Below are 12,364 nucleotides of genomic sequence, written 5' to 3' on the forward strand. Positions count from 1 at the left end.
AGGCACCGGCGTTCTTATTTGGCGGACTGCCATCTCCGACCGCGCCACGGCCATCGCCGGGTGCGGTCGTTTGCCGGCCGGTGCTGCCAAAAACGCAGTGACACTGTCACGATCGGGTCGATCACTGCCAGTCCTCCCACCGCTTTGGCGACGCCGGAGGGCGCATGTCCTCGCGATACCAGGACCGTGGGATATTTTTCTGGTAACGGGTGGGCGAAACGCCACTGGCGCGGAAGAAGCTTTGTGCAAGTGCTGTGAACATGACTTTCTCCGTTTCATGTTGTTATCTGCAAACATACTTGCGGAAAATCTCGTCGCATGCGACTCAGGGATAAATCCAATATGTAAGCTTGAGTTACATGATTGACTGGTCGCACCTTCCACCCCTGTCCGCCTTGCGCGCCTTTTGTGCTTTTGTGCAAACCGGGTCCGTTGCCGAGGCGGGAACGGCGTTGAACGTCAGTCACGCCGCGATTTCCCAGCAGTTGCGGAGCCTCGAGACCCATCTCGGCATTCCCCTGTTCGACCGGTCCAGCCGGGCTCTTGAACTCACGGCAGAGGGTCACGACCTTGCACGCGCATTGGAGGACGGGTTCGGACGGATCACCGCGGGGGTGCTGAACGTGACCCAATCTCACGCCGAGCGGCCCCTGAACATCGCCTGCACGCCGACCTTCGCGGCCGCCTGGCTGATGCCCCGGCTCGCGGGGTTTCAATCGGGCCATCCCGGCATCGACATGGTCCTGACGCCAAGCCCCGCGCTAACCGATCCGGCGTTGGGTGGCATCGACGTGGCCCTGCGGTTCGGCGAGGGGCCGTGGCCCGGTTTCGACCATGTCTGCCTGATGTCCGCGCCCATCGTCGCGGTCGCGGCCCCCGATCTGATCAAGGATGCCACGATCAGCGATCCCGAGGCTTTGCTCGACTATCCCTGGCTGGAGGAACTGGGCACCACGGAAAGCACGTCATGGCTTGCCGCGCAGGGGCTTGCACACAGGCGCGTCAAGTCGCGGACCGAATTGCCGGGCAACCTGATGCTCGATGCCGCGCGTCGCGGGCAGGGGATCGCAGTGACGACCTTGGTCGCCGTGGCCGAAGACGTCGCTGCCAATCGGCTGGTGATTCTGTTCCGGGATCGGCCCGACGCGGGCTATCACATGCTCACGCGACCGGGTGTCCTACGGCCACCTTTGCGGGCATTCGTCCGATGGATCCGGAAGGAAGCGGCAAAAAGCTGAATTAAAGATACAGTATTTGATGCAAGTCAAAGTCTGTCGCGGCCAGCCCTGTGAAAAGACCATCAAGCCAATCCGTCTTTGGGAGCCTAACTCTCGTGTCTCAAGCAGAAAATTCTACGCCGCCGAACCTTTACGCGGCGCGTGAACCCATCTTCCCGAAACGCGTCAGCGGAAACTTCCGCACGTTCAAGTGGATCATCATGATCGTCACGCTGGGCATTTACTATGTCACGCCGTGGATCAGGTGGGACCGCGGCCCGCAATTGCCGGATCAGGCGGTTCTGATCGACCTTGCCAACCGGCGGTTCTTTTTCTTCTGGATCGAGATCTGGCCGCACGAATTCTACTTCGTCGCGGGCCTTCTCATAATGGCCGGGCTGGGGCTCTTTCTTTTCACCTCGGCGCTGGGGCGGGTGTGGTGTGGTTACGCCTGCCCACAAACGGTTTGGACGGATCTCTTCATTCTCGTCGAGCGTTGGATCGAAGGCGACCGGAACGCGCGCCTGCGTCTGCACCGCCAGAAGAAGATGGATTTCCGCAAGGCGCGGTTGCGTGTGACCAAATGGGTGACGTGGTTTTTCATCGGTCTGGCAACCGGCGGTGCCTGGATTTTCTACTTCGCCGATGCGCCCACACTTCTGCGCGATCTGGTGACAGGGCAGGCGCACCCGGTGGCCTACACCACCATGCTCATCCTGACGGCGACCACGTTCTTCTTCGGTGGTTTCGCCCGCGAACAAATCTGCATCTATGCCTGCCCGTGGCCGCGCATCCAGGCGGCGATGATGGACGAAGACACCCTGACCATCGGCTACCGCGAATGGCGCGGTGAGCCGCGCGGCAAGCACCGCAAGTCTGACGGGGCAGAGCAGTTAGGTGACTGCATCGACTGCATGGCCTGTGTGAACGTCTGCCCAATGGGCATCGACATCCGCGACGGACAACAGATGGAGTGCATCACCTGCGGCCTGTGCATCGACGCCTGCGACGACATCATGGAGAAGATCGGCAAGCCGCGTGGACTGATCGACTATCTTGCCCTGTCGGACGAGCCGCGCGAACGCGCCGGAGAAAAACCGCGCACCGCTTGGTATCACATCTTCCGTGTCCGCACGATGATGTACACAGGGCTCTGGGCCCTTGTCGGGATCGGTCTGGTCTTTGCGCTCTTCATCCGTCCAGAGATCGACATGACCGTCGCGCCCGTCCGCAATCCGACCTTCGTGACACTCTCCGATGGGTCGATCCGCAACACTTACGACGTGCGCCTTCTCAACAAGCACGGCGAAGACCGGCCCTTCCGCGTCTCGGTCACGGGCCATCCGTCCTTGCGGGTTCAGCTCGAGGGATCGCCCTACGAGACCGTCGATGTGCCTGCCAACGAAACCTACCTGCAACGCGTCTATGTCGTCGCTGCCCCGGGATCCGACCCGGCCGAGGACGAGCGCACGGAAATCCGGTTCTGGGTCGAGGACCTCACGAATGGCGACCGTGCACACACCGACAGCATCTTCAACGGGAGAAGCAACTGATGGCCAAGGAACGCAAACTCACCGGCTGGCACGCGCTGGCCATCTTTGGCGGCTGTTTCGCCGTCATCATCTCGGTCAACCTGACCTTGGCCTACAACGCCGTGTCGACTTTTCCCGGCCTGGAGGTGAAGAACTCCTACGTCGCCTCGCAGAGTTTCGACGACCGGCGCGCGGAACAGGAATCACTTGGCTGGAATGTCTCTGCCGAAGCCAAAGGCGGCCTGTTGATCCTGAGCATCGTTGACGCGCAAGGCCGCCCGGTTCAGGCGGGGTCTCTGGATGCCGTCTTGGGCCGTGCCACCCACGTGCAGGACGACCGTAGCCCCGACTTCGCCTTTGACGGGCGCGCCTATGTCGCCCGCGAATCCTTGCGTCCGGGAAACTGGAACATCCGTATGAAAGCCACGTCGCTCGATGGCGTCTCCTTCGAGCAGCGTATCGTCCTTCACGTCGAGAGCTGATCCATGACCGTCGCGATGCGTCCTCCCACCTCTGCCTGCCCGGCCTGTTCCGCCGCTCCCGCGGCAGAGGCCCTTGCCGAGGCGGCGCTGCCGAAAGACATCAACATCGTCCTGTCTCTACCGTCGATCCACTGCGCAGCCTGTATCTCTGGCGTCGAGCGTATCCTGGCGAATGTGGATGGCGTGAAGGGCGCGCGGGTCAACCTGACCCTCAAACGCGCGCAGGTCGATGCGGCCCCGGACCTGACGGCAGAAGAGCTTGTCGGCGTTTTGGAACGCGCCGGCTACGAGGCGCACGAGTTGGACACCACGGCGCTTCGCGCGACCGAAACCGACAAGGCGGGGCGCGATCTTTTGATGCGGCTGGCGGTCTCGGGCTTTGCAATGATGAACATCATGCTCCTGTCCGTCGCGGTCTGGTCCGGTGCCGATGGCCCAACGCGCGATATGTTCCACTGGATCTCGGCTGCGATCGCCCTGCCGACCATCGCGTTTTCCGCGCAGCCGTTTTTCAAACACGCCTGGACCGCGCTGCGGGCGGGGCGGCTCAATATGGATGTGCCGATCTCGCTGGCCATTGCGCTCGCAGTCGCGACGTCGCTTTGGGAAACGTCGCTGTCGGGCGAACACGCCTATTTCGACGCGGCGATCACGTTGACATTTTTCCTGCTTGCCGGGCGCTACCTTGACCACCGCACCCGGTCCGCCGCGCGATCCGCAGCTGAAGAGCTCGCCGCGTTGGAGGTGCCGCGCGTGTCACGGATCACTGATGACGGTCAAGAAGAGCAGATCGCAATGTCCGCACTGGTGGTCGGAGATCTTATCCGCGTGCGTCCGGGTGGCCGGATGCCGGTGGACGGCGAGATCGTGGACGGGCAGTCCGAATTGGACCGGTCCCTTTTGACCGGAGAAACCCGGCCGATCTATGCAGGTCCGGGAGCCATCGTCAGCGCGGGCGAAGTCAACCTGACCGGACCGTTGACGATTCGTGCCAATGCGGTGGGCCGGGATACTTCGTTGCATCGTATGGCGGATCTTGTCGCCATCGCGGAGTCGGGGCGCTCGCGCTATACCTCGCTTGCGGACAAGGCGGCCAAGCTCTACGCGCCCGGGGTCCATATCCTTTCGGCCTTGGCGTTCGTCGGATGGTATCTCTACACGTTCGATCTGCGTACTGCGCTGAACATCGCGGCGGCGGTTCTTATCATCACCTGTCCCTGCGCGCTTGGCCTCGCTGTGCCTGCCGTGACGACGGCGGCGTCCGGGCGGCTGTTCCGCAAGGGGCTTCTGATCAAGGACGCGACCGCGCTGGAACGTATGGCTCAGGTCGACACAGTCGTTTTCGACAAAACCGGCACTTTGACCGATGGCGCGCCCGAGGTCATCAACCTTGGCGATCATGCCCGGCGGGATCTGGGCGTGGCTCTGTCTCTGTCCGAGGGGTCCTCGCACCCGTTGTCTCGGTCCTTGGCAAAGGCAATCCGCGACGCGGGCGTTGCCGCGGAACCTGTCACGCAGATCACCGAAATTCCGGGGCACGGGACCGAAGGTCAATGGAAGGGCCAGACCGTCCGCCTTGGCCGAAGCGCATGGGTCGGCGGCGGCGAAAGCGCCGAGACCTGCGCGTGGCTGCGCATCGGGGATCGTGTGGCCGATCCGTTCCGCTTTGCCGATCAAATCCGGGACGGGGCAGAGGCCCTTGTCGCTCAGCTCAAGTCCGACGGTTACGAGGTCGTGTTGATGTCCGGCGACACCACGCAAGCGGTGGAAACCTTCGCCCAAAGGCTGGGTATCGCCAAATGGATCGCCGAGGCTCTTCCCGAGGAAAAGGCGTCCAAGATCGCGCAGCTGACCGAAGAGGGCAAACGGGTCCTGATGGTCGGTGACGGTCTGAATGACACCGCAGCCTTGGCCGGAGCGCATGCCTCCATTTCTCCCGCCACGGCGCTGGACGCGGCGCGTGTTGCGTCGGATGTGGTGTTGCTGGGCAAATCGCTCGAACCGATTGCGGATGCGCTGTTGACGTCGCGCGTGGCGATCAAACGTATCCGCCAGAATTTCACGATTGCGACATGGTATAACATCATCGCCGTGCCGCTTGCCGTAGCCGGACTGTGTTCGCCGCTTATCGCCGCATTGGCGATGTCGAGCTCTTCGATTACGGTGTCGCTGAACGCCCTGCGCCTGAAATGAACCGGAGCTGTCGATGAACGTGCTGGCCTATCTCATTCCCGTATCGCTGATTCTCGGCGGGATCGGTCTTCTGGCGTTCGTCTTCACGGTGAAGTCCAAGCAATACGAGGACCCCGAAGGCGCGGCGCAGCGGATTCTGTCTGACGATTACGACGACCGGCCCAAGACCTGATCGTCACACGGTCAGCTTGGCCCGATCATGAAGCATGTCACCTGGCGGGCCTGAAGCCGGCGACAGGCCAGATCGGCGGCTTCGCGGGTCAGTCCCATGAAGTTCGCGTCAAAGCCACGAGACCCGTTCACCACCTTGCGCAGTGACCCATCGAGGGTCGCCATCTCGGACAATGCGGTTTGGAGCAGCGCTTTCTCCGCGGCGTAGCGGCTCGGGAAGCGTCCGACATTGATGCCCCAATGACGCCCGCCGGAGGTCGAGATCCGGGTAACGACTTCCGCCTCGCGCTTTTCGACGGGCTGCGCCGCCTCTGCCTGCCGGGCCGTCGCCGAAGCAAGAACCAGCGTGCGTGGTCGGACAACCGGTTTCACGGACGCATTCGGTGCCGCCTGTGCAACCGGCGTCGCGAGCGCTGGCGCGGCAGCGGCCGGGGCCGCAGCGGCAAGCGCCACTTGCGCGGCTGTGGCTGCGACCTCCTGAACTTCTTCGGTCTGGACTTCCGCCAGCACCGATTGGATGTCGTCTTTCAACTCGGCCACCAGAGCGTCAGGAAGCACGGGCTCTGCCACAGGCCGCGCCGTGGGGCGCAGGCTGGTTTTGACCGCGGCGGCCACGACGCGAATGGATTTGGCCCTCGTGTTGGTCGATGGTGTCTGACTCCGCGCGATGACAGTTTCGTCTACAGGCGACGTATCGGGTCCGAGGTATGGCGGTTTGCGCGGTGCCCGCAGTGCCATGTGGGTCGGCGCCTTGTTGAAGCCGAGGTCCATGAGCTTGGCCACCTGCGCGTTGCGCGATGCCGTCGAGTTTCCACCGAACACCGTGACGATGATCCGTTCGCTTCCACGTTCGGCCGACGCAACAAGGTTGAAGCCCGCCGCCCGCGTGTAACCTGTCTTGATCCCGTCCGCGCCACGGTAGGCGTCGAGAAACCGGCGGTTGGTGTTCGACACCGCCTTGATCCCGGCATCGGTGCTGCGGCGCGAGAAGAGGTTGTAGTATTGTGGATAATCGTAAAGCACATGCCGCCCGAGGATCGTCATGTCCCATGCGGTGGACAGATGCCCGCTTTCGGTCAGACCGTGCGCGTTTTTGAACGTCGTGCGGCTCATGCCCAGAGCCTTGGCCGTGCGGTTCATCCGGCGGGCAAACGCGGCTTCGGATCCCGAGATCGCTTCGGCCAGGGCCGTGGCAGCATCGTTGCCGGATTTGATCGCGGCGGCGCGGACCAGATAGCGCAACTGAATCGTTGAACCGGCGCGCAGACCCAGCTTTGACGGCGGCTCTGAGGCGGCTTTGCGCGAGATCTGCACTTTCGTATCCATGCTGATCTCACCGTTCTGTACGGCTTCGAACACGACGTAGAGCGTCATCATCTTGGTCAGCGACGCCGGATGGAGCCGTGTGTCGGCATTCTCCGAATGGATCACCTCACCGTTGCGCGCATCCATGACCATGGCAGCATAAGGCGCCGCCATCGCACTGATGGGCACAAGGATTGCCAACCAAATTGCAGTGATAACATACAGGCCAATTCGGCCCGGCTTTCTACGCCGTCCCGTCACGATGTCCGCCTTCTCTGCCTCAAGCCGCCGGATTTTTCCGGTCAGCATTATTATTACAAAAAAGCTAGCACATGAGAGGTGACCGATAAAGCCCTTATTTTTATACATTTTTCGCACAGATTTGAGGCGCTGTGCCGCAAGATATTGGGGGGTTGAGGAAAACGCTTACTAGTGAGGCCAATGTGGCAAGAATAAGGCAGCGACGATCAGCCGATCTCGTCCACCAGCGGCAGCAAATCGCCCAAATCACCGATCGCCCGATAGCGCGGAGCCTCGGGTGGTTCGGCGTGTTCCAGATCCCATGCGAGGTCATGCGGCACGAATACGCCCCACGCTCCGGCCTGTACGGCGGGCACGACATCGGACCGCATGGAATTGCCCACCATCATAGCAGCTTCGGCACCTCCGGGGTGCCCGGTAAAGATCGAACGATAGGTCTCGACCGTCTTGTCGGAAACGATGGCGACGTCATCGAAGAGGTCTCCAAGCCCCGATTGCGCGAGTTTGCGTTCCTGATGCAGCAAATCGCCTTTGGTGATCAACACAAGACGATGAGACCCGGACAGGGCCTCAATGGTGCTTTGCGCGTGCGGCAGCAATTCAATGGGATGGGCCAGCATGTCCTGGCCGGCATCGAGGATCTTCTGGATCACGTGCCCCTCGACGGCCCCCTCCGTGACGTCAATCGCGGTTTCGATCATCGAAAGGACAAAGCCTTTCACGCCATATCCATAATGACCGATATTGCGCCGCTCGGCTGCGATCAGCCGGTCGTGCAGAAGGGATTTGTCCGTATAATCAGATAGTAGCTCTTCAAAACGGTCCTGCGTCAGCTTGAAAAACCGTTCGTTGTGCCAGAGCGTGTCGTCGGCATCGAACCCGATTGTTTGCAGCTTTCGCGTCATGGCGTGGCACGCGCCTCTTTTCTCGCAGTCAGGACAGGTTATATAGAGCCATCAAGGATATGGAACCCGAGGTACAGTCCCACAGATGACACACGCGTTGGCCAAATTCACGTTATCCCGCCCTGTGGCAGGACCTCCGTCGAAAGAGGACAACGACACCGGAGTCGTCGTTGAAACACGTCCCAAGACGAAGCGCCCGCCGCTCTACAAGGTCATGCTTCTGAATGACGACTACACCCCGATGGAATTCGTGGTGCATGTGCTCGAACGGTTCTTCGGCATGACACACGCGCAGGCGTTCGAGATCATGCTGACCGTTCACAAGAAAGGTGTTGCGGTCGTCGGTGTCTTCAGCCACGAAATTGCAGAGACCAAGGTTGGACAGGTGATGGATTTTGCCCGCAGGCATCAGCACCCGCTGCAATGCACCATGGAAAAGGAATAACCGGGGAAACCCGGAACATTCATGACGTTAGCCCGACTTGCCCACGCCCTCGAGACAGGCGCCATCGACCTGTCATCGGACGCGCGTATCGTTCTACTGGAACCCGCGCCGGATGCCGATCTGGGCGTCATCCCCGCACGGGACGTGACGGTTCAGCACAGTTTCAAACCGACTTACGATCTTTTTGACACGCAAGGCGTTCCCGTCACGACCGATGCGACGGGCCCTGCCGATATCGTCCATGTCACCCTGCCACGCAGCCGTGAACTGGCGCGGGGTCTGATTGCTCAGGCCGAAGCGATTGCACCGGACGGGCAGATCATCGTCGACGGGGCCAAGACCGATGGCATCGACGCCATGTTGAAGTTCGCCAAGGACCGGGTCGCCATCGATGGTCAGCTCTCCAAAGCCCACGGCAAAATCTTCTGGTTCGGCGCCAGTGGTGCCTTCGCAGACTGTGCCTTGCCCGACCCGGCGCCGGTGACCGACGCTTGGATCACGCAACCCGGCGTGTTCTCGGCCGACGGGCCGGACGCGGGATCGGAAGCCCTGATCGCGGCTTTGCCGAAATCCCTCAAGGGCCGAGGGGCCGATCTTGGCGGCGGTTGGGGTTATCTCACGAAACACCTGCTCGATAATCCGTCGATCACCCATGTCGATCTGGTCGAAGCGGACCACCGCGCGCTGACCTGCGCCGGACTCAATTTGAAGAATTCTGCCGACGATCGGGTCGCGCTGCATTGGGCCGATGCGACGACTTGGGGTGTGGCGGGCAGTCTGGAATGGGTTGTCATGAACCCACCCTTCCATACCAGCCGCACACCAGACGCATCGCTGGGACAACAATTCATTCAATCCGCCGCGCGATTGCTCAAGCCGAAGGGCACGCTGATCCTGGTTGCGAACCGGCACTTGCCCTACGAAACCACGCTCTCCGCGAGCTTTTCGCAGGTGCAGGAACTGGCCGGAGACCCGCGCTTCAAGATCCTGCAAGCCGATCAACCGAAGTCGTCAGACAAACCCGGCCGCGCCAAGCGACGCTGAAGGAGACATCCGATGTCATTCTCTATCGAAGGTAAGACGGCCATCGTCACAGGCGCCGCCAATGGAGTCGGTTTGGCCATCGCCCGGCATTTCGTCGATCAGGGCGCGAATGTCATGTTCGCGGATATGGACGAGGCGCGTCTCGCCCACGAATGCGGCGAAATCCCCGAAGACGATGGCAACATCCGCTATTTCGCGGGGGATCTGCGGGAACGCCTGACGCTCGCGAATCTGCTTTCGGCCACGATCGACGCCTTCGATCGCGTGGACATACTGATCAATGGCAGCCGTCAGGTTCTTAGGTCAGACCCGTTGGACCTTGACGATACGACGCTCGACTCGCTCATGGTTCAGAACGTCACCAACACGTTCCGCCTGTCCCAGATGGTCGCCAAGCGCATGATCAAACAGGCCGCCGACAAGGAAGAGGGGCAGGCCGGTGCGATCGTCAACCTGTCGTCCATCGCGGCTCGGCGGACGCAACCGGAACTGCTCGCGTTTTCGGTTTCGATGTCGGCACTCGACCAACTGACGCGCTCAATGGCTGTGTCTTTGGCCGAGCACCGCATCCGGGTGAATTCGGTCGCCTTGGGTTCTGTGATGTCCGCAAGCCTCAAACAGGCGCTCAAGGATCACGACGGCTACCGCGAAGAGATCGAGGAAAACACCCCGCTTGCACGCATCGCCAGCCCCGCAGAACTTGCACAGGCGGTGCAATTCCTTGCCTCGGAAAGCGCGGGCTTCATCACCGGTGAGATCATTACGATCGACGGCGGGCGGACCTTGGTCGATCCGGTGAACGCGCCCGCGCATTGATCCAGCCCAACGGCTTCATCAAGCCTTTGGAGCGGCTTGTGATTCCCGTGTCGCGTTGTAGTGTCCTGCCACAAAGATAGGACAGTGACATGACGGACACCTTTGACACCGAAAAAGCCCGCGCCTCAGCGTGGTTCCGCGATTTGCGCGATCAGATCGTGGCAGCCTTCGAGGGGCTCGAAGACAGCCACGACACCGGTCCGCTCAGCGATGCGGCACCGGGACGGTTCGACGTGTCCGAAACCAAGCGGACCTCCGATGATGGCTCCGACGCGGGCGGCGGTTTGATGAGCGTCATGCGCGGCGGCCGCGTGTTCGAAAAGATCGGTGTCAATGTCTCGACCGTCTACGGCACACTTGGCGAACGCGCCCAGAACGCCATGGCGGCGCGCAAGGGTATTCCGGGGATGAAGGACGACCCGCGTTTCTGGGCCTCGGGGATCAGCCTTGTTGCGCATATGCAGAACCCGCATTGTCCGGCGGTTCACATGAACACGCGGATGTTTTGGACCCCTCATGCGTGGTGGTTCGGGGGTGGGTCCGACCTCAATCCGTGTATCGAATACGCCGAAGACACGCAGCATTTCCACGACACGCAGAAACAGCACCTCGATCCGCATGGAGCAGAGCATTACCCGCGCCTCAAGGAATGGGCGGACGAGTATTTCTATATTCCGCACCGCAATCGCGCACGGGGTGTCGGTGGCATCTTCATGGACGACCACAACACCGGCGATTGGGAAACCGACTTCGCCCTGACGCAGGATATCGGCCGCGCGTTCCTTCCCGCCTTCGTGCCGCTGGTCGAAAAGCGGCGCGTGCAGGAATGGTCGGACGCCGACAAGGAGGCGCAATTGGTCCATCGCGGTCTCTATGCCGAATACAATCTCGTCTACGATCGGGGCACCAAGTTCGGGTTGGAAACCGGACACGACGCAAATGCCGTTCTGATGAGCTTGCCGCCACTGGCCAAGTGGATCTGAACGTCAGGCGTCGCGCCAGTCACCCGGCGCGATCCCGTCCAGCGTCCATTCCCCCACCGACCAGCGCACCAGCCGCAAGCAGGGCAAACCGACATGCGCCGTCATGCGGCGGACCTGCCTGTTGCGGCCTTCGGTGATGGTCAGGCGGAGCCACGCGTCGGGAACCGTCTTGCGGTAGCGCACCGGCGGATCGCGGGGCCAAAGGTCGGGCGGGTCGATCTGGTCGACCTGCGCGGGCCGCGTCGGACCGTCCTTGAGCGTCACACCCGCTTGCAGAAGCTCAAGCTGATCCTCGGTCGGGGTCCCTTCGACCTGCGCCAGATAGGTTTTCGGAGACCGAAATTTCGGGTTGCTGATCTTGGCTTGCAGCTTCCCGTTGTCGGTAAGAACCATAAGCCCCTCGCTGTCCCGGTCCAACCGACCGGCGGGATAGACGCCCGGCACGTCGATAAACTCGGATAGGGTGCGGCGCGCGGTGCCTTCGGTCCCTTTGTCGGTGAATTGCGACAGAACATCGAACGGCTTGTTGAACAGGATGATGCGGGTCATGCGCCCTCCCGTTTTGCTGCGAAAAACGTGGTCAGGAGCGTTTCAGCTTCGCGCGCATTCACGCCGTCGTAGATCTCGGGCGCATGGTGGCATTGCGGGTGCGAAAACACACGCGCGCCATGAGCGACCCCGCCGGATTTGGCATCCTGCGCGCCGTAATAAAGCCGCCTGATCCGCGCGTTCGAAATCGCGCCCGCACACATCGGGCAGGGCTCCAGCGTGACGTAAAGATCATGGTTGGTCAGGCGTTCGGCGCCCAACCGCGCGCAAGCCTCGCGGATTGCCAGCATCTCGGCATGGGCGGTTGGGTCGTTGCGCTCCCGCGTGCGGTTACCAGCGGCAGCGACCACGGTCCCATCGGGGGCGACCACCACCGCGCCTACGGGGACCTCGCCCCGGGCGGCAGCATCGCGCGCCTCGTCCAGAGCGCGCGCCATATGGGAACGGAAGACCATAGACCC

General features: G+C 61.8%; 14 protein-coding genes. 9 read left to right on the forward strand and 5 right to left on the reverse strand.

From position 1 onward, the window contains the following. Positions 1–121: 121 nt before the first annotated feature. A complete protein-coding gene (locus Q1B16_RS01105; protein WP_299784094.1) occupies positions 122–262 on the reverse strand; it encodes a hypothetical protein in 141 nt (46 codons plus the stop codon). Positions 263–359: 97 nt separating this feature from the next. On the opposite strand from Q1B16_RS01105, the gene Q1B16_RS01110 reads away from it, so the two are divergent. The 5 genes from Q1B16_RS01110 (at position 360) to ccoS (ending at position 5,596) form a co-directional block, all read left to right on the forward strand. Beyond that, entirely contained in the window at positions 360–1,238 is an 879-nt protein-coding gene (locus Q1B16_RS01110) for a LysR family transcriptional regulator (protein WP_366140122.1), read from the forward strand. Positions 1,239–1,333: 95 nt separating this feature from the next. Continuing rightward, positions 1,334–2,770: a cytochrome c oxidase accessory protein CcoG gene (ccoG, locus tag Q1B16_RS01115; protein ID WP_299784096.1), complete on the forward strand. Its 1,437-nt coding sequence runs from the start codon at positions 1,334–1,336 to the stop codon at positions 2,768–2,770. Then, positions 2,770–3,231 carry a FixH family protein gene (locus tag Q1B16_RS01120; protein WP_299784097.1) on the forward strand — a complete coding sequence of 154 codons (462 nt, stop codon included), beginning with the start codon at positions 2,770–2,772 and terminating at the stop codon, positions 3,229–3,231. Before ccoG ends, Q1B16_RS01120 begins: the two co-directional genes overlap by 1 nt. A 3-nt stretch (positions 3,232–3,234) precedes the next feature. Next, on the forward strand, positions 3,235–5,424 hold the full coding sequence (locus tag Q1B16_RS01125) for a heavy metal translocating P-type ATPase (protein ID WP_299784099.1): 2,190 nt from the start codon (positions 3,235–3,237) through the stop codon (positions 5,422–5,424). Between the two features lie 13 nt (positions 5,425–5,437). Beyond that, positions 5,438–5,596, forward strand: coding sequence for a cbb3-type cytochrome oxidase assembly protein CcoS (gene ccoS / locus Q1B16_RS01130; protein WP_299784101.1), 159 nt, complete (start codon positions 5,438–5,440; stop codon positions 5,594–5,596). Between the two features lie 11 nt (positions 5,597–5,607). On the opposite strand, the gene Q1B16_RS01135 is transcribed toward ccoS, so the two are convergent. Together Q1B16_RS01135 and Q1B16_RS01140 are read right to left on the reverse strand one after the other, a co-directional pair. Then, the gene (locus Q1B16_RS01135) at positions 5,608–7,074 is read right to left on the reverse strand and encodes a D-alanyl-D-alanine carboxypeptidase family protein (protein ID WP_299785956.1); all 1,467 of its coding nucleotides are present in this window, start codon (positions 7,072–7,074) and stop codon (positions 5,608–5,610) included. Positions 7,075–7,367: 293 nt separating this feature from the next. Next, entirely contained in the window at positions 7,368–8,066 is a 699-nt protein-coding gene (locus Q1B16_RS01140; RefSeq protein ID WP_299784103.1) for an HAD family hydrolase, read from the reverse strand. Positions 8,067–8,151: 85 nt separating this feature from the next. On the opposite strand from Q1B16_RS01140, the gene clpS reads away from it, so the two are divergent. The 4 genes from clpS (at position 8,152) to hemF (ending at position 11,354) form a co-directional block, all read left to right on the forward strand. Then, positions 8,152–8,511, forward strand: a complete 360-nt coding sequence (clpS, locus tag Q1B16_RS01145; protein ID WP_299784105.1) for an ATP-dependent Clp protease adapter ClpS — start codon at positions 8,152–8,154, stop codon at positions 8,509–8,511. Between the two features lie 21 nt (positions 8,512–8,532). Beyond that, a complete protein-coding gene (locus tag Q1B16_RS01150) occupies positions 8,533–9,555 on the forward strand; it encodes a methyltransferase (RefSeq protein ID WP_299784107.1) in 1,023 nt (340 codons plus the stop codon). A gap of 12 nt (positions 9,556–9,567) precedes the next feature. After that, positions 9,568–10,371: an SDR family oxidoreductase gene (locus tag Q1B16_RS01155; RefSeq protein WP_299784109.1), complete on the forward strand. Its 804-nt coding sequence runs from the start codon at positions 9,568–9,570 to the stop codon at positions 10,369–10,371. An 89-nt stretch (positions 10,372–10,460) separates the two neighbouring features. After that, positions 10,461–11,354, forward strand: coding sequence for an oxygen-dependent coproporphyrinogen oxidase (gene hemF, locus Q1B16_RS01160; protein WP_299784111.1), 894 nt, complete (start codon positions 10,461–10,463; stop codon positions 11,352–11,354). Between the two features lie 3 nt (positions 11,355–11,357). On the opposite strand, the gene Q1B16_RS01165 is transcribed toward hemF, so the two are convergent. Together Q1B16_RS01165 and Q1B16_RS01170 are read right to left on the reverse strand one after the other, a co-directional pair. Then, positions 11,358–11,903 carry a pseudouridine synthase gene (locus Q1B16_RS01165; RefSeq protein WP_299784113.1) on the reverse strand — a complete coding sequence of 182 codons (546 nt, stop codon included), beginning with the start codon at positions 11,901–11,903 and terminating at the stop codon, positions 11,358–11,360. Continuing rightward, complete coding sequence (locus Q1B16_RS01170; protein WP_299784115.1) at positions 11,900–12,358, reverse strand: nucleoside deaminase; 459 nt, start codon at positions 12,356–12,358, stop codon at positions 11,900–11,902. The genes Q1B16_RS01165 and Q1B16_RS01170 overlap by 4 nt, the downstream gene beginning before the upstream one ends. Positions 12,359–12,364: the final 6 nt, after the last annotated feature.

Source organism: uncultured Marivita sp., from assembly GCF_947488135.1.
GTDB lineage: Bacteria > Pseudomonadota > Alphaproteobacteria > Rhodobacterales > Rhodobacteraceae > Marivita.

Coding starts and splice junctions, on each gene's coding strand:
- Q1B16_RS01105 (WP_299784094.1), bottom strand. CDS start 262: ATGTTCACAGCACTTGCACAAAGCTTCTTCCGCGCCAGTGGCGTTTCG.
- Q1B16_RS01110 (WP_366140122.1), top strand. CDS start 360: ATGATTGACTGGTCGCACCTTCCACCCCTGTCCGCCTTGCGCGCCTTT.
- Q1B16_RS01120 (WP_299784097.1), top strand. CDS start 2,770: ATGGCCAAGGAACGCAAACTCACCGGCTGGCACGCGCTGGCCATCTTT.
- Q1B16_RS01125 (WP_299784099.1), top strand. CDS start 3,235: ATGACCGTCGCGATGCGTCCTCCCACCTCTGCCTGCCCGGCCTGTTCC.
- ccoS (WP_299784101.1), top strand. CDS start 5,438: ATGAACGTGCTGGCCTATCTCATTCCCGTATCGCTGATTCTCGGCGGG.
- Q1B16_RS01135 (WP_299785956.1), bottom strand. CDS start 7,074: ATGGCGGCGCCTTATGCTGCCATGGTCATGGATGCGCGCAACGGTGAG.
- Q1B16_RS01140 (WP_299784103.1), bottom strand. CDS start 8,066: ATGACGCGAAAGCTGCAAACAATCGGGTTCGATGCCGACGACACGCTC.
- clpS (WP_299784105.1), top strand. CDS start 8,152: ATGACACACGCGTTGGCCAAATTCACGTTATCCCGCCCTGTGGCAGGA.
- Q1B16_RS01150 (WP_299784107.1), top strand. CDS start 8,533: ATGACGTTAGCCCGACTTGCCCACGCCCTCGAGACAGGCGCCATCGAC.
- Q1B16_RS01155 (WP_299784109.1), top strand. CDS start 9,568: ATGTCATTCTCTATCGAAGGTAAGACGGCCATCGTCACAGGCGCCGCC.
- hemF (WP_299784111.1), top strand. CDS start 10,461: ATGACGGACACCTTTGACACCGAAAAAGCCCGCGCCTCAGCGTGGTTC.
- Q1B16_RS01165 (WP_299784113.1), bottom strand. CDS start 11,903: ATGACCCGCATCATCCTGTTCAACAAGCCGTTCGATGTTCTGTCGCAA.
- Q1B16_RS01170 (WP_299784115.1), bottom strand. CDS start 12,358: ATGGTCTTCCGTTCCCATATGGCGCGCGCTCTGGACGAGGCGCGCGAT.